Here is a 19,974-nt window from a genome sequence, read left to right as displayed (position 1 = left end):
TGTTACAGATAGTGCATAAAAGGACAAAAATTGATATTAATCAAAAAAAAGTAGGAAAACGTGCGGCTAACTGCATTTTTTTTGTTACTTTTGCATCGTTATTTTATAAATAACTATCAACTATTAATAAATAAAAGTATAGACAAAATGAAACCTACGTTATTGCTTTTGGCTGCCGGTATGGGTAGCCGTTATGGTGGTTTGAAACAGCTTGATGGTCTGGGTCCTAATGGTGAGACTATCATGGACTACAGCATCTATGATGCTATTCAGGCTGGTTTCGGAAAGATCGTATTCGTTATCCGCAAGGACTTCGAAGATCAGTTCCGTGAGAAGATTCTTTCAAAGTATGAGGGTCATATTCCTGCAGAACTTTGCTTCCAGGCATTGGATGATCTCCCAGAGGGATTCTCTGTACCAGAAGGTCGTGAGAAACCATGGGGTACAAACCATGCTGTTCTGATGGCAAAGGATATCATCAAGGAACCTTTCTGCGTAATCAACTGCGATGACTTCTACAACCGCGATTGCTTCATGGTAATCGGCAAGTTCCTCTCTGGACTTCCAGAGGGTAGCAAGAACCGTTATGCCATGGTAGGTTTCCGTGTAGGTAACACCTTGAGCGAGAATGGTACCGTAGCTCGCGGTATCTGCTCTAAGGATGCAGATGAGAACCTCACTACCTGTGTAGAGCGTACCGAGATCATGCGTATCGACGGTAAGGTATCTTACAAGGATGAGCAGGGCGAGTGGGTTGCTGTTGGCGACAATACTCCTGTTTCCATGAACGTTTGGGGCTTCACACCTGATTACTTCCAGCACAGCGAGGAGTACTTCAAGGAGTTCTTGAGTGATCCAAAGAATATGGAAAACAAGAAGGCTGAGTTCTTCATCCCATTGATGGTCAACAAGCTCATCAATGAGGGTACAGCTACCGTTAAGGTGCTCGATACTACCAGCAAGTGGTTTGGTGTAACTTATGCTGCCGACCGCCAGAGTGTTGTTGACAAGATTCAGCATCTTATCGACGAGGGTGTTTATCCAAACAAGCTCTTCTAATTTAATGTGATGGATATAAACATTAATATATTGACAGATCAGGAAGCCGCTATTCTCCGAGAGACGATAGCGGCTTCTCATCGTATTGTCGTCTGTGCACATAAGTCGCCAGATGGTGATGCCATCGGCTCTTCTTTGGGATGGGCTGGTTATCTTCGCTCTTTGGGCAAGAAAGTTGACATTTGTGTGCCGGATATGATACCGGATTCTATTTCCTGGTTGCCTGGAGCTGCCGGTATCCTGCGATATGACAGACAGCCTGAACTGGTGCAGCGAGCTTTCGATGAAGCCGACCTGGTATGCTGTGTTGACTTTAGCAGTGAGGGACGTCTTGATGAGATGGACCATGTATTGTTGGGTTGCAAGACTCAGCGTGTCATCATCGACCACCATCTGGCTCCTAATCTTGAGGCTAAGCTGCTGGTTTCGCAGCCACATGCCAGCAGTGCCAGCGACCTGGTATTCCGTGTAGTCTGGCAGTTGGGAGGTTTTCCACAGATGGATCAGACTTGGGCTACCTGCATCTATTGCGGCATGATGACGGATACGGGCGGTTTCACCTATAATTCTACCCAGCCTTATATCTATTACATCATCTGCTTGCTGCTTACCAAGAACATCGACAAGGATAAGATTTACCGCAATGTCTTCAATAATGCCCGCATTCCGGCAGTCCGGTTCCGTGGCTATCTGATGAATGAAAAGTTGCAGGTTATAGAGGGCCTTCATGCCAGTTTCTATACAGTGACCCGTAAAGAGTTGAAGAAGTATGACTTTATCAAGGGCGATCTGGAAGGATTGGTGAACGTACCTCTTACCATCAAGGGACACAAACTCTCCATTTCTCTTCGTGAAGATACAGATATAGACAATCGCATATTGGTAAGTCTCCGTTCGGTAGACGATTTCCCATGCAATAAGATGGCAGCCGAGTTCTTCAATGGTGGCGGTCATCGCAATGCTTCTGGCGGCAAACTGCTTTGCAGCATACAGGAGGCAGAGCAGATAGCACTGAAGGCTATCCTGGCATACGCCGATATGCTGAAGTAGCCGATTTTTTCCTTAGAAATGACGAAAAAGACAGAAACAACCCCGTTTTGAGGCAATAGGATGATAATAAGTGATAAATAATAATAAAATCAACCTATTCCTCTCGGTGTTGTCTTATCTTTTTTGTACCTTTGCCCAATAAATCAGATTTTAAAAAGAAGAATGAAGAAATTTTTGTTTGCAATGATTGCTTTCGCGGCTGTTTTCTCATTTGCCGCATGCAATGATAGTGAGACTTATAAGGACATGCGCGACAGAGAGCTCGATTCTATCAGCTCTTTCTTGCGTAAGGAAAATATTAAGGTCATCTCTGAGGATGAGTTCAACAGACGTTGGAAAAATAATGAAAAACTGACGGATACAGCAAAGAACAACAACGAATGGGTACTTTTCAACAGTAACGGTATCTATATGCAGGTGATTGACCAGGGATGTGGCGACTATATCAAGAAAGGTACATCGGTAGATGTATTGGTCCGCTTTGATGAGTATAACCTTTCGTATGCTGCAGAAATGAGCGATAAGTGTCTCACGCTTTCAAATAAAGTTCCTGCTTATTCCTATTATGTAGATAAGATAAGCGTTACCAATACTTCCGGTACATTCACCGGTTCTTTCGTTGATCCTTCAGCCAGTCTGATGGCCAATACATATAATTCATCCAGTTATGGCAGTGTAAGTTCTACCGTGCCTAGCGGCTGGCTCATACCATTCACCTGGATTAAGATAGGCAGACCGAAGACTGATGATGAACGCATCGCTCATATCCGTTTGCTCGTACCTCACTCTTACGGTACCACATCGGCATCGGGCAGTGTGCAGGCATGTGTCTACGACATGACCCTGCAGAAAGGAAGATAAACATAAAAAGAGATATATTTATGACACTGATTAAGTCAATTTCTGGTATCCGCGGTACTATCGGCGGTCCAGCGGGCGATACTTTGAATCCGCTCGATATCGTAAAGTTCACTTCAGCATATGCTACCTTCATTCGCCGTAGCGGTGCTTCAGAGAGTAATACCATCGTTGTAGGCCGTGATGCGCGCATCTCTGGCGAGATGGTAAAGAATGTGGTTTGTGGAACCCTCATGGGTATGGGCTACGATGTGCTGAACATCGGTCTGGCTACTACTCCTACCACCGAACTTGCTGTTACTATGAGTGGTGCAGCCGGCGGTATCATCATTACTGCTTCTCACAACCCACGTCAGTGGAATGCCCTCAAACTCCTCAACGAGAAGGGTGAGTTCCTCACTGCAGCTAATGGTAACGAGGTGCTGGGTATCGCAGAGAAGGAAGACTTCGACTATGCGGATGTGGATCATCTCGGAAAATATACTGAAGACAATACTTTCAACAAGCGCCATATCGACTCAGTACTTGCTTTGAAACTCATAGATGTCGAAGCAATCAAGAATGCCCACTTCAAGGTTTGTGTAGATTCCATCAACTCAGTGGGTGGCGTTATTCTTCCAGAGTTGCTCGATGCGCTCGGTGTAGCATATACTTTCCTCAATGGTGAGCCTACAGGCGACTTCGCTCATAATCCGGAGCCATTGGAGAAGAACCTTGGTGGTATCATGGATGAGTTGAAGAAGGGTGGCTACGATATGGGTATCGTTGTAGACCCTGATGTTGACCGTCTGGCTTTCATCTGCGAAGATGGCAAGATGTTTGGCGAAGAGTATACCTTGGTAAGTGTGGCAGATTACGTGTTGAGCAAGACTCCAGGCAATACCGTCAGCAACCTTTCATCTACCCGTGCCCTCCGTGATGTTACAGAGAAGCATGGTGGCAAGTACACCGCAGCTGCTGTAGGCGAGGTGAATGTAACTACCAAGATGAAGGATGTTCACGCTGTTATCGGTGGTGAAGGCAATGGTGGAGTTATCTATCCGGAGAGCCATTACGGTCGTGATGCCCTCGTTGGTATCGCCCTCTTCCTGAGCAGTCTGGCTCACAAGGGCTGCAAGGTGAGCGAACTCCGTGCCAGCTTCCCTAACTATTTCATTGCCAAGAACCGCATCGACCTGACTCCATCTACCGATGTAGATGCTATCCTCGTGAAGGTTAAGGAGATGTATGGTAAGGAGAAGGATGTCACCGTAACAGATATCGATGGCGTCAAGCTCGATTTCCCTGACAAGTGGGTTCACCTCCGCAAGAGTAATACCGAGCCTATCATCCGCGTATATAGCGAGGCCTCTACCATGGAGCAGGCTGATGAACTGGGCAAGAAGCTCATGCAGGTGGTTTACGATATGCAGTAAGATACTGAATATGAGATCATATAAAAAGAGATGGAGCAAAATCAATAATGCTTCATCTCTTTTTTTGTGCGCAGATTTCCATCTTCAAATGCTCCAATTTGAAGAAAGATAGAGAAAGATTTGGCTTTCTCAGATAAAAATCGTATTTTTGTTGCGAAATTGCAGACAATGAGGCCTCAGAGCCTTTGTTGCAGTAATGAAAAACTTGAACCGTTCCTTATAGGGAGCATAAATGAAATTACAGAATAATGGAATCTATTATAAAGCATTATCAGGTAGCCCATATCGGGTTCAGCCTTTCTTATCCAGATTCCTCTCAGGAGATGATGGCTGTTTTACTGGAGGCTTATCAGGCGTTTGAATGCGATGAACAGGTCGCATCAGCTGCCCTGACCTCCTTCTCTCTTATCTTGAACGAAAGCGGGGAAGAGATGAGGAAACCTGCCGGCTTCAAGGAGGAATGCAGACAGGATGAGGAGGGACAGCTCATTATCAGTGGTAGTCTGGGAGAGAAGCAGAAGGCTTTCCTGATGGCAATGACTGATATGAAATCGATACTGGTTACAGGTCATGATTATCAGCATTCCTGTCTTCTGGTTCCTGCTGGCACCTTCAGCCAGAAGTCGGCTTTCGGATCCCTCAAGGCAACCGTTGACACCTCGCTGATGCTCCTCTATGCCATGCGTTCGGCTGCCGGAGATACACTCCTGTTTCATTCTTCTACCATAGTAATGGATGGAAAGGCTTATCTCTTTCTGGGCAAGAGCGGAACGGGCAAGAGTACGCATTCCGGACTGTGGCTCAAACATATCGAGGGCACCCGACTGCTCAATGATGATAACCCGGTGGTATATATATCGCGCGAAGGAACGCCCATGGTGAGTGGCTCGCCTTGGAGCGGAAAGACACCTTGCTATAAGAACGAGGAATATCCGATAGGGGCAATTGTCCAATTGCGCCAGGCACCAGAGAATAAAATCAGAAAACAGACCGTCATAGAGTCTTATGTGTCTATCAAGACTTCTGTCTCCGGCAAGGCATGGGAGAAGAAAATTGCAGATGGCCAGCATCAAACGATAGAGAAGCTAATCGGGGCTACCCGGTTTTATCAGCTCGATTGTCTGCCTGATGCCGGTGCAGCCCTCCTTTGTAGTCAGACCATCAGTCTGTAAAACCAACCATCTGGTAAAACCAATCGTACAATAGAAAGATGAATACATCCGATTCAAAATATAAGGCAATAGCCGCACTCGAGCAATTCATCCGTGAAGGTCGTCCTGTCAAGTTTCCGGTCAAAGGAACCAGCATGCTTCCCTTTATCGTAGGTGATAGAGATTGCGTAGAATTCTATCCGGTAGAAGGCGAGTTGAAGGTGGGCGATATTGTGATGGCGAGGGTAGAAGAAGGCTATCCGGTGGTGCATCGCATCATCGGAATAAAGCCTGTTGCAGGAGCAGCTTCCCCCGCATCTTTTTCTGCAGATGATTGCCGTATCGTGCTGACGGGCGATGGAAATCTCGGTTTTAAGGAGCATTGCCTGCGCAAGGATGTCATTGCGAAGGCGCATGCAGTCATCTGTCCCGACGGCAGCCGCAAGAGTCTCATCTCGCAGAAAGCGCTCAGAAACTGGCACAGATGGCAGAGGTTGAGGCCTGTACGTAGGGTCTTGCTTAAAATAATCAAGCTCTATATCCGTTTATCATATAAAAACTAAAAAACAAGATACAATGAAGATCAAGAACGATTTCAAGCTCCGCGAAATTTGCGGTGAGTATGTGGTAACAGCCGAAGGTATGCAGGCTGTAGACTTTACCAAGTTGATCAGTCTCAACGAAACTGCCGCCTTTCTCTGGAAGACGGCTGAGAAACAGGGTGAATTTACGATAGCTTCGTTGGCTCAGGCTCTGTGCGATGAGTATGATGTAGTCATGGCTCAGGCAGAAAAAGACTGCGAGGCGATTATTGCCCAGTGGCAGAAAGAGGGACTGGTATGAGGAAGTATGCACTATGGTTTTTCCGCCAGATGTCTGCTGTCCGTGGACGTTTGCTCTTGCGCATCATCGCCGGTCTCCTGCAGGTAGCTTTAGGCTTATGGCTCGTCTGGCTGTGTCGCCGGTTCATCGATGTGGTAATCTGGCGTGGCGACGTGCTGCGCGAAACCATCGTGCTTTTTTCTGTCATCGCTCTATTGATAGCCCTTCGCCAGCTGGTATTCTATCTTTCCGGCATCACCGAGGTTATCCTCCAGAATGATATGCGTAGCCGCCTCTTCCGGTTTGTGCTGGGCAGGAAACTCTATGCCGTTAAGCATCAGGCTGAGGCTGGTCCCGGAAAGCCTGCTTCTGAAATACTTTCCGGCGACATCAGCCAGCGTTTGGAGCGCGATCTCTCATCAGCCTCTTCGGTAGTTACGGATATCCTGCCCACAATCGTAGTCACCCTGGTGCAGCTCTTCGGTGCCTTCTTCCTGATGCGTTCCATCGATTCCATTCTGGCATGGAGCCTTCTGGTACTGACACCGGTGGTTGCAGTCTGTGCCAAGTATCTCGGCAGCCGACTCAAGAAGATGACGCTGGCGATACGCGAGGAGGAGAGCAGCATACAGATGATGATTCAGGAGACGGTAGAACATGAACTCACCATCAAGACCTTGCAGGCAGAGAGCACGGTTTCCGGTAGGGTAGGCAGCATGCAGCAGCGTTTGCATCATCTGGTCCGCCGTAGAATCCGTTTTACGTTGATATCCCGCCTGCTCCTTGCCTTCACCTTCAGTTACGGCTATTTCGGAGCCTTTGTCTATGGTGCCATCCAACTCAAGAACGGGTTGATAACCTTTGGTGTGATGACAGCCTTTCTGCAGTTGGTGGGTCAGATACAGAGTCCTATCATGTCGCTCTTGGGCATGATTCCCCAGCTGATTCATGCATCAGCGAGTGTAGACCGGTTGGTAGAGATAGAAAATACCGAGCAGGAGGAATCTCTGGTGCAGGCAGATGCTTCTATACCTTTGCAGCGTGCTTGCGGCATCCGTCTTCAGGATGTGAGTTATTCATATCCCGATGAGCGAAAGAAAGTTGTTGTCAGTCATTTCTCTTATGATTTCCGTCCCGCCACATCTGTGGCGATAGTAGGAGAAACCGGTTGTGGCAAGACCACCATCCTGCGTCTCTTGTCGAGTATCATCCAGCCCGATAGCGGAAGGATAGTATTGTATGATGCCCTGGGCAAAGAGACAGAAGGAACCGGCATGCGTTCGCATATCGTGTATATAGAGCAGGGTAATACGCTGATGAGCGGAACCATTCGCGATAATCTTCTTCTTGCCAATCCCGTGGCTACCGATGAGCAGCTTACCGAAGCCCTTCATGTAGCCTGTGCCGATTTCGTTTTCAGTTTGCCGGCAGGTATGGATACGAAGATAGGAGAGCATGCCACCCGTTTGAGTGGCGGTCAGGCACAGCGCATTGCTATAGCCCGCAGTCTTTTGCGCGAAGGTAACATTCTGTTGCTTGATGAAATTAGCTCATCGCTGGATGCCGAAACCGAGAAGCTTCTTTTCGACCGCCTCTTTACTTCGTATGCCGATAAGACTATTATCTGTGTTACGCATAGGAAGGAGGTGGCAGACAGATGCCAGGAGCAGATACGGCTGTGATGATGTGTTTTTATGGATTTAGCCACCTGCCTTTATCGTTTATATTCTTTTAAAGAAGCCTTCGTATTCATCGTCCAAGATTTTCCAAACGCCATTTTTGCGACCTCCTTCTCTTACAATTAAGTTTTGGTCGGAAAGTTGTTTGAGGTATCGCTGTACTTGTCTTAAAGAAATCCCCATATTTTCCGACATTTAGGCAGCACTGATTTGAGGTGTCTGAGAAATCAACTTATAGATTTGTCGTTGAACTTTTGCAAATTCTTTTGTGACATTTGCTTTTCCTTTTACGACATCATCCGTCTCTTTTACGACATCTTTTACGACATCGTTTGCCTCTTTTATGACATAAGGGTTGTCTTTTACGACATCCACCCCATAATTGAGGTTCCATAGAGTAACATGAAATTCCGTCGCATTGGAACTGAACTCTGGTGCGTGATAATTTTCCAAGTTCTCAAAACGCTTGTATTCACCAATAATCTTTTTCATTCCACTGCCTCTACGCTCCATGAGTTTCAAGCGATGGAAAAAGTCTGCAAGTAAAGGGTTGCGACGTTTTGATGGCACAGTCAGAGGATTAAGTTGTTGTATCAATCGTCCATCAAACATGCCACCAGGGGAATACACTTCCATGCGGTCGTCATGAGGGTGTGTCATAAGTCTATGGCGCACCCTCTTTTATGGTATGCTCGGCATGAGCTTATTCTAATGGGTGCAAGTCCCTAACAAGCCCTAATAGCGGGAATTGTATAGCCAATAGCAAGGGTGTCCACTGCGAGGTGGAATCTAAAAGAAGCTGGCGGCAAACATCTGACCTAACGTAGAGAAACTTCATATAAGGCATTTGACCATGGATGAGATTGCCATACAAATCAAAGTCCTATAGCGATTCGGAATGGTTGGCGTAAATGAAGTGGGTATAATATGGAAAGAATAAGCTCTTATCCGAGTAGGTCTCACGGACATGGCGATTAGTTGTCTTTACGAAAGTCATGGAGTAAAGCTTGCTGTGAGAAGTCAGCAGATGCCATAGTAGTGGAGTTCTCGATAACGCTCCATGAAGGGCAGAACCTATAAATTAAACGATAGTAATTGAAACGTACCTTATGGAGGAAAGAATGCAGAAAACATTGGCAGAAGTCAAGGGCTGCCCACAGAAAGATAGGACGGAATCCGAAGGATATGTGGGAGTGCAGACCTTCATGTGAATATGTGAAGACAACATCGTGGAAGTACCATTCGACAAGGAACACCTATTGGAGCGCATCATCAGCCCTGATAACCTGCTCAAAGCCTACAAGGCAGTGCAGCGTAACAGGGGCTGTAGCGGTATCGACAAGATGTCATGTGAGCAAATGCTCCCTTGGCTCTTGGCTAACAAGGATGCCCTAATCTGTTCCTTGCTTGACGGTTCATACCGTCTGAACCCAGTAAAAAGGTTAGAGATACCTCTAATTTCCGCAACACTATAATTTAATATTTTTTATAAGCACCTGAGCAACAAAAAGTTGCTCAGGATTTTGCCATGTCAGAAATTTCACTTATCTTAGTGTTGCAAAATAAAAACAAACAAAATTCTGAATGACATGGCAAAAGTACAAATAAAATCTGAGAAACTCACTCCTTTTGGGGGAATTTTTTCGATTATGGAGCAATTTGATGCTCTTTTAGCTCAAACCATAGATTCCACCTTGGGATTGAGATGCACTATGTTTGGTTATCAATATAGCGAGATTCTACGCTCTCTGATGTGCGTATATCTTTGTGGTGGCTCATGTATTGAGGATGTTACAACTCACCTGATGAAACATTTGTCTCTTCATCCAACTCTTCGCACTTGCAGCGCAGACACCATATTACGTGCTATCGAAGAACTGACTTTTAAGAGCATCACCTATAAGTCTGCTTCTGGCAAATCCTATGATTTCAATACTGCAGACAAGATGAACTGCTTACTGGTCAATGCCCTGCTTGCTACTGGTCAATTGAAATCCGGTCAAGAGTATGATTTTGACTTTGACCATCAGTTCATTGAAACAGAGAAGTATGATGCAAAACCAACCTACAAGAAGTTCTTGGGCTATAGTCCAGGTGTAGCTGTCATTAACGACATGATTGTTGGTATTGAAAATAGAGACGGCAACACAAACGTGCGCTTCAACCAAAAAGAAACTTTGGAAAGAATCTTCAAGCGATTGGAGGCTTCGGAAATATATATTTCTCGTGCCCGCATGGATTGCGGCTCATGTTCGGAGGAAATCGTAGATATGGTAGAGGCTCATTGCAGGTATTTTTATATTCGTGCCAACAGATGCTCTTCTTTCTACGATTCCATGTTTGCCTTAACTGGATGGAAAACTGTTGAAATCAACGGTATTGAGTTTGAGTTGAATTCTATCCTTGTTGAGAAATGGAAAGGAAAACCGTATCGTCTTGTCATACAGAGACAAAGGCGAATAGATGGAGACCTTGACATTTGGGAAGGCGAATATACCTACAGATGTATACTGACTAACGATTACAAGTCGAGTGCAAGAGACATCGTGGAATTCTACAATCTTCGTGGTGGCAAGGAACGCATCTTCGATGACATGAACAATGGCTTTGGCTGGAATCGATTGCCAAAATCGTTCATGGCACAGAATACTGTATTCCTGCTTATGACAGCTCTCATCAGAAACTTCTACAAAGCTATTATGCAGAGATTGAAAACCCATGAATTTGGATTGCGTGCCACCAGCAGAATCAAGACCTTTGTTTTCAAGTTCATCTCTGTTCCTGCGAAATGGATTAAGACATCACGTAGGCATGTATTGAACATTTACTCAGACAACAATGCTTATGCCAACCTGTTCAAGACAGACTTTGGTTAAAGACCATGCTTTTCTGGTTAAACCAGCGTATTACCTCAAGTCGCTTTATGGGGTAAGGGGATTTTGTGTCTGCGACATTTCTGTTGTGCAAGAAATATGTACGATAAAATGAATTTTGTCGCTTTGCAAGCAAAATCCCACTAAACCCTATAGGTTGCGGATTTGAGGCTTAACTCGTTGATATTCAATCAATCAAAGATTTTGTTGTGACTTCTCATGTGGAAGGTGATGGGCTTGCTGTCTATACCGTTTTCCGAGAGCCATGTCTTCAGATGTTGGTTCAGGTGATAGGGCGAGAGAAGGGAGAGTCACCATCTTCGTATTCCTGTTTCAGAATCTTCAGCGCTTCTTTCGATAGCGGTATGTGAAGCAGCGTTTGTGTTTTCTTCATCACCTTATGTATATAATAGGTGCCGTCGTATTCCTGTATGTCGGCTGGTCGCAGACTCAGGGTGTCGCTCTTTCTCAGACCGGTCAGACAGCAGAACATGAAGGCATCTTTCAGCTCCGGTGTATGGCATCGTGAGGCTTGCAGTATTGCCAGTTCCTCTTCTGTTAGTGCATATCTTTCATTTCTTATGGGTCTGATATGATAAGTTGACGGCACCAGCCCCATCGGATTCATTTCCATATAGCCCATTTTCACAGCCTCCTGCAGCACTTCAAGAGGGTATCACCATAAACTCCGGTATGCTCAGCAACCAATACAGCATCGCTAGGAAGGCTTTTTAAAAACTTTCCAATACTCTTTAAATTGTTCGTTACAACCTTATGTGAAGGTTGGTTTGATACTTTTTTGATGTCAAGTCGAAAAAACTTACGTCAAATTTCTTTTTTGCCAAATATATTCCGTATATTTACATTTTGAATGAAGTTTTTAATAAGAAGGGTGCTCCGTTCTGAGCGGCTACAACTATACTACGAGTCCTGTCTTGTTCTACACAAGCAGGCTAATTTACTCTCAAGCTTCTGCTCAGAAAATATCCAGTTCCCCAAACAGGGCTAAGCCTTTACTATACTAGAAAGGGCACAGGGGTAACGCTGGATATGGAGTATTCTTCTTTTTTTATTGTACTTATCTAATTTTCTGCAAAGTTAACAAAAGTTTGCAGATATAAAGAATTTCACCTCTTTATTTTTCCAAGTGCAAATATAATAGAAAGGGCAAAAGCTTTAAAACTCCAGACAAAACATAAAGCTTTTGCCCTTTCAGGGCGTCTTGCTGATTGCCAACATTACCCAGGGCGCTGCCCTGGGCTAGGAGCTTTTGGGCCTTCAGCCCGTACTTGAACCACATGCGAAAGTTCCGTGATGTGTTTTCGTTTATCAACTGATGTGGCTGAGCTGGGTTAAGGATATGGCTGCACTGGGTTACGCAGACGGCTGGACAAGGTTAAGGGTTCGACAGCATCGGGTTAGGGATTCAACAACGTAGGCTAACGGAGTCGTATCCGTCGATTTATCGAGACGGCTTGACTCGCTGACAGAACCATCTGGGGTAGCCGACTGAACTATATCAGTATATGATATAAGAAACATATACCACAACCTTGGTGTTCCTGCCAACGTTGTATTGGGATAAAAGAATTACCCCCATCCTGCTTTCTTAAGCCGGATGGGGATTTGCTTTATGTGATAAGTAAACCTGAAAAACAAAAACAAGGAGGGTGCGCCATAGACTTATGACACACCCTCTTTTTTCATATCATGATTTCTGTATCATTTACTTCTGGCATTCCTTGCAAGGAGTCCAAGGCTTCAACTGCTTGAAGAAGTCATTGCCCTTATCATCTACGAGGATGAATGCAGGGAAGTCCTCTACGGTAATCTTCCAGATAGCCTCCATACCGAGCTCTGGGTACTCTACGCACTCGATGCTCTTGATAGAACTCTGAGAGAGAACGGCAGCTACACCACCGATAGTACCGAGGTAGAAACCACCATGCTTCTTGCAAGCCTCTGTAACAACATCGCCACGGTTACCCTTGGCAATCATTACAAGGCTAGCGCCATGATCCTGGAACTCATCTACGTATGGGTCCATACGGTTGGCTGTGGTAGGTCCCATAGAGCCACATGGATAACCCTCTGGAGTCTTGGCTGGTCCTGCATAGAGGATAGGGTGGTTCTTGAAGTACTCAGGCATCTCCTCACCTGCATCCAGACGAGCCTTGAGCTTAGCGTGAGCGATGTCACGAGCCACGATGATGGTACCCTTCAAGTTAACACGGGTGCTTACAGGATACTTGCTCAACTCAGCACGAACTGAGTCGATACCCTTGTCGAGGTCAATCTCGATACCCTTGGTACCCTCACCAGGGTTACGGAGCTCCTCAGGAATCAACTCTGTTGGATTCTCATCCATCTTCTCCAACCAGATACCGTCCTTGTTAATCTTAGCCTTGATGTTGCGGTCGGCAGAGCAGCTTACGCCCATACCGATAGGGCAGCTTGCACCATGACGTGGCAAACGGATTACACGGATATCGTGAGCCAGATATTTACCGCCGAACTGTGCACCCAGACCAATCTTGTGAGCCTCTTCGAGGAGCTTGTTCTCCAAGTCGATGTCACGGAAGGCACGACCCGTCTCATCACCTGTTGTAGGCAACTCATCGTAGTACTTGATAGAAGCCAACTTCACGGTGAGGAGGTTCTTCTCAGCAGAAGTACCACCGATAACGAAGGCGATGTGGTAAGGAGGACATGCTGCTGTACCCAGACTCTTCATCTTCTCTACGAGGAATGGGAGCAATGTGCCCTCGTTCTGGATAGTAGCCTTGGTCATAGGGTAGAAGTAGGTCTTGTTGGCAGAGCCACCACCCTTAGCTACCATCACGAAGCGGTACTCGTCGCCCTCTGTAGCCTCGATATCAATCTGAGCAGGAAGGTTGCAACGGGTGTTCACCTCATCATACATGTTGAGAGGAGCGTTCTGAGAATAACGGAGGTTGTCCTGTGTAAAGGTATTGTATACACCCAGGCTCAAAGCCTCTTCATCCTCGAAGTCGGTCCATACACGCTGACCCTTTTCACCGTGGATAATAGCAGTACCTGTATCCTGGCAGAATGGGAGGATGCCCTTCACGGCAGTCTCTGCATTGCGGAGGAACTGGAGAGCTACGTACTTGTCGTTCTCTGAAGCCTCTGGGTCGCTGAGAATCTTAGCCACCTGGAGGTTGTGCTCACGACGGAGTTTGAACTCTACGTCGTGGAAACCCTGCTGTGCCAGCAAAGTAAGCGCTTCCTTAGAAACCTTGAGGATAGTCTTACCCTCGAACTCTGCTGTACTTACGCCTTCCTTAGAGATAAGGCGATACTCTGTCTTGTCCTCTCCAATCTGAAACATTGGAGCATACTTAAAATCTGGAGTTTTTGCCATAATGTTTTTTGTTATTTTAAACTGTTGAAATATTCAAGTCTAATTAATTCTCGTATTCTATTTCCTGGTCGAGGCTGTCGACGAAGTTGCGGAAAACCTCTTCCTCCACATCGCCCATGGCAAATTCTTTCTCAGCATCCTTCCGGATTTCTGCTATCCATGAGCGGCGTGCCTTGATATAATCTTCGTGTATGCGGTTGGCATCTTCGAGTGTGATGTCACTGATGCCGTAGTAATCGCAGATCATCTGGTAGGTCCATGCCCACTGGTAGTCGCGATAGTTGGCATTGATTTCTTCAAACCGGTCGAGCAACTGTTCTATGTTCCCGATAGTTCCTTCCTTCACGTCCCTAACGATGCCTTCTTCTTCAGAAACAGGGAGTAGGAGTCCCGAAAGATCATCCCAATCGCCCACGCCGACATGGGTGGCTGGAGGGGTGATGGCTGGGTCGCGCTTCAGTACACGCTTCAAAACGGCACCCATGTAGATGCGGAGGGCGATATCATAATATTTGATGCCCTTGTGGAGCGATGAAGCCGGTATGATATATTCGTGATAGAGATACTGCGAAACATTATCGCCCGTAACCTCGCGCAGGTTTTCAAGAATCTTCTTACCCTTCAGAATCTCGCCAACAGAATAAGGTGAAAGCCAGTCGAAGTTGACGATGCTCTTGCGGTTCTCCATAGCACGGAGATCACGCTTAGGCCATTTCTTGATGTCGCGGTACAGACCTACTGTAGTGATGTTTCTACCCGGGATGAGGAACATCTTGTCGCCATCGGCAATGAGGTAGGCGAAAGGCAGGTTGCGGGTGTTAGGGTGATGCATCAGCTTGCCGAAGCATACAGAGAAGGAACCCAGAGTGGCTGGCATCAGGAGATAAGCACCGCTGGCTGTCTTGGAACCGCGCTCCAGAATGCCCCAGTGCATAGGTCCCATCTTGTAGGCATGGTTGCTGAAGTTGGTGGCAGAACCGGCGTTATAGAAGGAGAACATGCCTCCGATAAGCAGACTGCTCTTATGATGAGAAGCGGTGAAAGGACCGCAGAAGGCTGCACAAGCCTCGCCATTGCTCATATAGGAGTTGGCGAAGAATACGGAGGCAGAAGCGGTAAAGCCGTTAGCCAGCTGGCAGGCTTCGCCTACGAAGCAATCCTGTATCTTTACGCTGTTGATGACGCTGGCGCCTTCAGCGATGATGCTGTTTTCTGTAATAACGCCTGTGCCGATATATACGTTGCCATGAACAGAGCCCAATAGCGTACAGTCGCTCAGACGGGAAGCTCCGTTCACTTCGCAGTAATCATTGATTACGCAGTTGGTAATCTCCTTGGTATTGATGATCTTTACATTATTGCCAATCTGGCCCCGATCCGGCATCTTGTTGTCGATGTCGGTCTTGATGAGCTGGCGGATCTTCTCCTTCATTTCCTTGTCAGGGAAATGCTTCACCATGAAGGCTGCAAGCTGGCTGTTCAGATCGCTGAAGAGGATTATGTTGCCTTCGCCCACCTCGTTGAGTACGCTCACAAGATTTCCTTCGCCGTAAGTAGCTCCCTCGGTGGTTTCCATGGTCGAGATGTTTGAGATGTAGCAATCATCGCCAATGGTATAGTTGTTGATGAAATTGCCTACGTTTTCTATCAGACAGTCGTCGCCTATGGTTACATTGCGCAAGGTGGCATTGTTGATGCCCGAATGCTTTACGAAGCCCTGGCTCACCTCCACGTTTTTGTTGAAGGAACCGATGTTAACTTCGCCATAGAGCATCACGCGGTGCATGAAGTTGGGCTTGAAATCTTCTGATACATTGACTGAGGTCCAGTCTTCGGCCCAGCAGTCGTTATGTTTAAGCACCTCGATTTCCTCGGTGGTTAAAGGTCTGTAATCATTCATAACTTACTTGTTATTGATATTTATGTTCTTACTCATAATCCTGGTACAGGAAGTCGTTGTATGGATACTTCTGTACGTGCAACTCTCTTACTTTCTTGTAGAGTATCTCGCGGAATTCGTCGATGTTCTCCTTGTTCTTTGCCGAGATGAAGAGGCAGTCCTCATTGAGTTTTGCCATCCAGGTCTTCTTCAGGTCTTCCAGCGGGATGTTCTCTTTCTCCATCGGTGTGAGGTCGTCTTCCTCTTTTTCTACCCATGAGTAGTTGTCTATCTTGTTGAAGATAATCATCGATGGCTTATCGGCGCAATCCAGTTCCTTGAGCGTATTCTCTACTACCTGGATCTGCTCTTCGAAGTCGGGATGTGAGATATCTACTACGTGCAGAAGAAGGTCGGCCTCGCGTGTCTCGTCAAGGGTACTTTTGAATGAGTCGACCAGGTCGGTTGGCAATTTGCGGATGAATCCTACGGTATCGGCAAGGAGGAACGGCAGGTTGTCTACCACCACCTTGCGTACGGTGGTGTCGAGGGTGGCAAAGAGTTTGTTCTCTGCAAACACCTCGCTCTTGCTGAGCAGATTCATGATGGTAGATTTACCTACGTTGGTATAGCCCACCAGTGCCACGCGCACCATTCTGCCTCTGTTTTTTCGCTGTGTAGTCTTCTGCTTGTCGATTTCTGCCAGTCGCTCTTTGAGGAGACTCATTCTGCCGAGGATGATACGGCGGTCCATCTCGAGCTGGGTCTCACCCGGTCCACGCAGACCAACAGATCCCTTACCGCCACCCGATCCTGAACCACCACCCTGGCGTTCCAGGTGAGTCCAGAGTCTTTGCAGACGAGGGAGCATATAGCGGTATTGCGCCAACTCTACCTGGGTTTTAGCCGCAGCGGTTTGCGCACGCATGGCGAAGATATCGAGGATGAGAGAGGTGCGGTCCAGAATCTTCACCTGCAGTTCCTGTTCGATGTTACGGATCTGTTTGGCAGAAAGCTCATCATCAAAGATGACCATACCTACTTCTCTATCTTCCTCTTCTTCGTTTTTGATATATTCTTTGATTTCTTCGAGTTTACCCTTACCCACATAGGTGGTCTGGTTAGGAGAAACCACCTTCTGCGTGAATCGCTTTACGGTGACAGCCCCCGCAGTATCGGCAAGAAATTCCAACTCGTCGAGATATTCTTTTGTCTTGGCTTCGTCCTGTGTCTTGGTAATCAGACCCACGAGTACAGCGGTTTCCGCCTTGACTTCTGATATTACAAATTCTTTCATCTATTTTCTTTATCTATATAATAATGTGAAAAGATAGTGCAAAGATAGTGTAAAATACAGAGAAAACAAAATATAGCATCAATATTTTAACTTTTTTATTAATGTGGCAGAAAATATTCAAAAGACACAAAATGCACAGCTGTATTTTAGCCACAACAGCGCACAAATGGTCTTTTTGGTGCGCAAAAATTGTAAACGTTTACGTTGTTTTTTGCATAAAAAATCGAGATTTATTTGATTTATATCAATATTTGTCTTAATTTTGCACCCAGAAAAAGAATTGATTTTCAAAAACGAACAAATCATAACTACATAAAAAACACAAACTGCTGAAACATTCAAAAACTTCAAAGGCCTCGACGTGATGTCGGGGCTTTTTGGTTTCTTCTCATTCAGAAACGATTTTTGTTGTACGCTACAGTTACAGGAGCTGGAACGTCGGCTATACTGCTGTTGCGTCATAGACAGATAATAATTTCAACCTAACAATAAAATGAAAATGAAGCAAAAAAAATGTATTGCTGATATTTTGTTGCTCGGCGCGGTTTGTGTGCAAGCCAACAATTATGAAGTAACATCACCTGATGGCAGATTGGCGGTCAAGGTGGAGTGTGTTGATGGAAACAGTGTATAATAAATAAAAAAGAGGGTGTGTCATAAGTCTGTGACGCACCCCTTTTTATTTTTTGCCTTTTCACAGATACGAAATCTTTAAAAAACATTTTTATTTACAACAAAGCCCAAACTTTCACAAGCTCGGGCTTTGCCTTTCCGCAAAAGATTTGTATCTTTGCAGAAAACTTCTTTAAGTATGGCAAAGATACAAATAAAATCTGAAACTCGGCACGAATTGAGCTTTTTTCCTAACTCTTTCGATGATTATGTGCCAAAAGACAGCAAAGTTCGTATGGTGGATCGTATTGTTCGCAGTATGGACATCAACCCTCTCATGGATACCTATGATGGGATTGGTGCTCCTCCTTACAGTCCGAAGATGCTTCTAAGTTTAGTTGTTTTTGCCTATATCAATGGCGTTTATTCCTGTCGTGGCATAGCGGACGCACTTAAATACGATGTTCGCTATATGTGGATTTGTGGAGGTAAGCAATTATCTTTCGCAACAATCAACCGCTTTAGATCCAATCATATGATTAAATGCATCGACTTTTATTTTGATGCAGTCGTCTCCATATTGGTTGAAAAGGGCGTGATTAGTCTGGAGGAACAATATGTTGATGGCACTAAGATAGAGTCGAAAGCAAACAAGTACACGTTTGTATGGAAGAAGACTGTGGAAAAGAACAGGGCTAAGCTCTTGGAAAAGACCTCTGCTGCATTGGCTCAGATAAAAGAACAAATTCGCCTGAATGGCGGGAGTGACATTAAGGAAGAAGACAGCGAGCCAGCCACTTCCGCCAAGGATGTAGAGAGAAGTGCACGTTTGTGTGAGAGGCAAGCTAAGAACCTTCCTAAGGCAAAGCTTACAGGAAGAGAGAAGCAAAAGCTAAATACTCAGATAGATCACTTGTTCAAAGCCTCGGACAAACTGTGCGAGTATGAAAAATCACTGGATATACTGGGCGAGAGAAACAGTTACTCCAAGACTGATCCCGATGCGACCTTCATGCGCCTCAAGGAAGATGCCATGAACAATGGGCAGACAAAGCCTGCCTATAACCTTCAAATTGCGACAGAGAATCAATATTGGACGAATTTCGCCCTTTATCCCAATCCAACAGACACCCTGACCTTCAAGCCTTTTTTGGATAAGTACAAGAAAAGATATGGAAAGCAATCCAAGAGCGTCACCGCAGACTCAGGGTATGGCTCGGAGGAGAACTACGAGTACCTAGAGATGGAAGAAATGATGGGTTATGTAAAGTACAACTGGTTTCACAAGGAACAGCATAAGCCTTTCAAGGAGGATGCCTTCAACCAAGCGAACTTCTACTACAACAGGGATGATGACTATTATGTCTGCCCCATGGGACAACACATGGAACCTTGTGGACAACGGCAAACGAAAAGTGACTCCGGCTATGTGTCTGTCATTACATTATATAGAGCACAACGATGTGATGGATGTCCGCTTGGAAGTCTCTGCAAGAAATCCAAAGGCAACAGAACCATATATGTCAACCATAAACTGAATGCATATAAAAAGGAAGCCTTCCTGCTACTAACGTCTGAAGAGGGCTTGAAACACAGAAGCCAGCGACCGATAGAGCCGGAAGCTGTATTTGGGCAGATGAAGGCAGATATGCATTATAAGCGATTCAGGCATTTTGGAATGGACAAGGTTTACATGGATCTAGGATTGTTCGGAATGGGATTCAATTTGAAGAAATATTTGGGTATAAAACGATAAAACTCAATTTTGGTTGTTTTATCGTCAGGGATAACTATGCCCTTTTGTGGGCTTTGGGGCTGTTTTGTTATCGATAAAACAAGAAAAGTAAAGTTTCTATACAATATAATAAGATTCCCTTTGTGAAGAAAGACTACG

16 protein-coding genes and 1 pseudogene are annotated in these 19,974 nt (G+C 45.7%); 12 read left to right on the top strand and 5 right to left on the bottom strand.

Going from position 1 to position 19,974, the window contains the following annotated elements; all coding sequences use genetic code 11:
- The first annotated feature begins 147 nt into the window (after positions 1-147).
- The 8 genes from ONT08_RS03365 (at position 148) to ONT08_RS03330 (ending at position 8,037) form a co-directional block, all read left to right on the top strand.
- On the top strand, positions 148-1,059 hold the full coding sequence (locus tag ONT08_RS03365) for a nucleotidyltransferase (protein ID WP_264959243.1): 912 nt from the start codon (positions 148-150) through the stop codon (positions 1,057-1,059).
- Positions 1,060-1,074: 15 nt separating this feature from the next.
- Positions 1,075-2,109 carry a DHH family phosphoesterase gene (locus ONT08_RS03360; RefSeq protein ID WP_373122406.1) on the top strand — a complete coding sequence of 345 codons (1,035 nt, stop codon included), beginning with the start codon at positions 1,075-1,077 and terminating at the stop codon, positions 2,107-2,109.
- Between the two features lie 162 nt (positions 2,110-2,271).
- Entirely contained in the window at positions 2,272-2,970 is a 699-nt protein-coding gene (locus ONT08_RS03355; protein WP_254974782.1) for a DUF4827 domain-containing protein, read from the top strand.
- A 20-nt stretch (positions 2,971-2,990) separates the two neighbouring features.
- On the top strand, positions 2,991-4,382 hold the full coding sequence (gene glmM / locus ONT08_RS03350; protein WP_117587625.1) for a phosphoglucosamine mutase: 1,392 nt from the start codon (positions 2,991-2,993) through the stop codon (positions 4,380-4,382).
- Positions 4,383-4,630: 248 nt separating this feature from the next.
- Entirely contained in the window at positions 4,631-5,554 is a 924-nt protein-coding gene (locus ONT08_RS03345; protein WP_117587624.1) for a hypothetical protein, read from the top strand.
- A 38-nt stretch (positions 5,555-5,592) separates the two neighbouring features.
- Positions 5,593-6,096, top strand: coding sequence for a S24/S26 family peptidase (locus ONT08_RS03340; protein ID WP_117587623.1), 504 nt, complete (start codon positions 5,593-5,595; stop codon positions 6,094-6,096).
- A gap of 13 nt (positions 6,097-6,109) precedes the next feature.
- Complete coding sequence (locus ONT08_RS03335; RefSeq protein WP_118141444.1) at positions 6,110-6,376, top strand: PqqD family protein; 267 nt, start codon at positions 6,110-6,112, stop codon at positions 6,374-6,376.
- Complete coding sequence (locus ONT08_RS03330; RefSeq protein WP_264959241.1) at positions 6,373-8,037, top strand: ABC transporter ATP-binding protein; 1,665 nt, start codon at positions 6,373-6,375, stop codon at positions 8,035-8,037. Before ONT08_RS03335 ends, ONT08_RS03330 begins: the two co-directional genes overlap by 4 nt.
- Before the next feature lie 192 nt (positions 8,038-8,229).
- On the opposite strand, the gene ONT08_RS03325 is transcribed toward ONT08_RS03330, so the two are convergent.
- Positions 8,230-8,694, bottom strand: coding sequence for an ATP-binding protein (locus tag ONT08_RS03325; protein ID WP_259301906.1), 465 nt, complete (start codon positions 8,692-8,694; stop codon positions 8,230-8,232).
- A gap of 449 nt (positions 8,695-9,143) precedes the next feature.
- Here ONT08_RS03325 and ONT08_RS03320 point away from each other — a divergent pair.
- Both ONT08_RS03320 and ONT08_RS03315 read left to right on the top strand, forming a co-directional pair.
- Positions 9,144-9,488: pseudogene (locus ONT08_RS03320) on the top strand (group II intron reverse transcriptase/maturase); the annotation flags it as partial.
- Between the two features lie 135 nt (positions 9,489-9,623).
- Positions 9,624-10,910, top strand: coding sequence for an IS1380 family transposase (locus tag ONT08_RS03315; protein ID WP_264959240.1), 1,287 nt, complete (start codon positions 9,624-9,626; stop codon positions 10,908-10,910).
- A 280-nt stretch (positions 10,911-11,190) separates the two neighbouring features.
- Here the strand turns inward: ONT08_RS03315 and ONT08_RS03310 are convergent, their stop codons facing one another.
- The 4 genes from ONT08_RS03310 to hflX form a co-directional block, all read right to left on the bottom strand.
- A complete protein-coding gene (locus tag ONT08_RS03310; RefSeq protein WP_254974799.1) occupies positions 11,191-11,541 on the bottom strand; it encodes a tyrosine-type recombinase/integrase in 351 nt (116 codons plus the stop codon).
- Between the two features lie 1,092 nt (positions 11,542-12,633).
- Positions 12,634-14,292, bottom strand: coding sequence for a fumarate hydratase (locus ONT08_RS03305; RefSeq protein WP_264959239.1), 1,659 nt, complete (start codon positions 14,290-14,292; stop codon positions 12,634-12,636).
- 43 nt (positions 14,293-14,335) lie between these two features.
- Complete coding sequence (locus tag ONT08_RS03300) at positions 14,336-16,192, bottom strand: DUF4954 family protein (RefSeq protein ID WP_118201314.1); 1,857 nt, start codon at positions 16,190-16,192, stop codon at positions 14,336-14,338.
- A 28-nt stretch (positions 16,193-16,220) separates the two neighbouring features.
- A complete protein-coding gene (gene hflX, locus ONT08_RS03295; protein ID WP_022120421.1) occupies positions 16,221-17,468 on the bottom strand; it encodes a GTPase HflX in 1,248 nt (415 codons plus the stop codon).
- Between the two features lie 499 nt (positions 17,469-17,967).
- Between hflX and ONT08_RS03290 the strand changes: the two genes are divergently transcribed.
- Positions 17,968-18,102 (top strand): hypothetical protein, encoded by a 135-nt coding sequence (locus ONT08_RS03290; protein ID WP_264959238.1) that lies wholly within the window; start codon positions 17,968-17,970, stop codon positions 18,100-18,102.
- Positions 18,103-18,279: 177 nt separating this feature from the next.
- A complete protein-coding gene (locus tag ONT08_RS03285; RefSeq protein WP_118200255.1) occupies positions 18,280-19,836 on the top strand; it encodes an IS1182 family transposase in 1,557 nt (518 codons plus the stop codon).
- The last annotated feature ends 138 nt before the right edge of the window (positions 19,837-19,974 follow it).

Origin of the sequence: Segatella copri, assembly GCF_026015465.1 — a bacterium.
Lineage (GTDB): Bacteria > Bacteroidota > Bacteroidia > Bacteroidales > Bacteroidaceae > Prevotella > Prevotella copri_E.
Note: the sequence above shows the minus strand (reverse complement) of the source record. Positions and strands in the feature narration are given on the sequence as shown.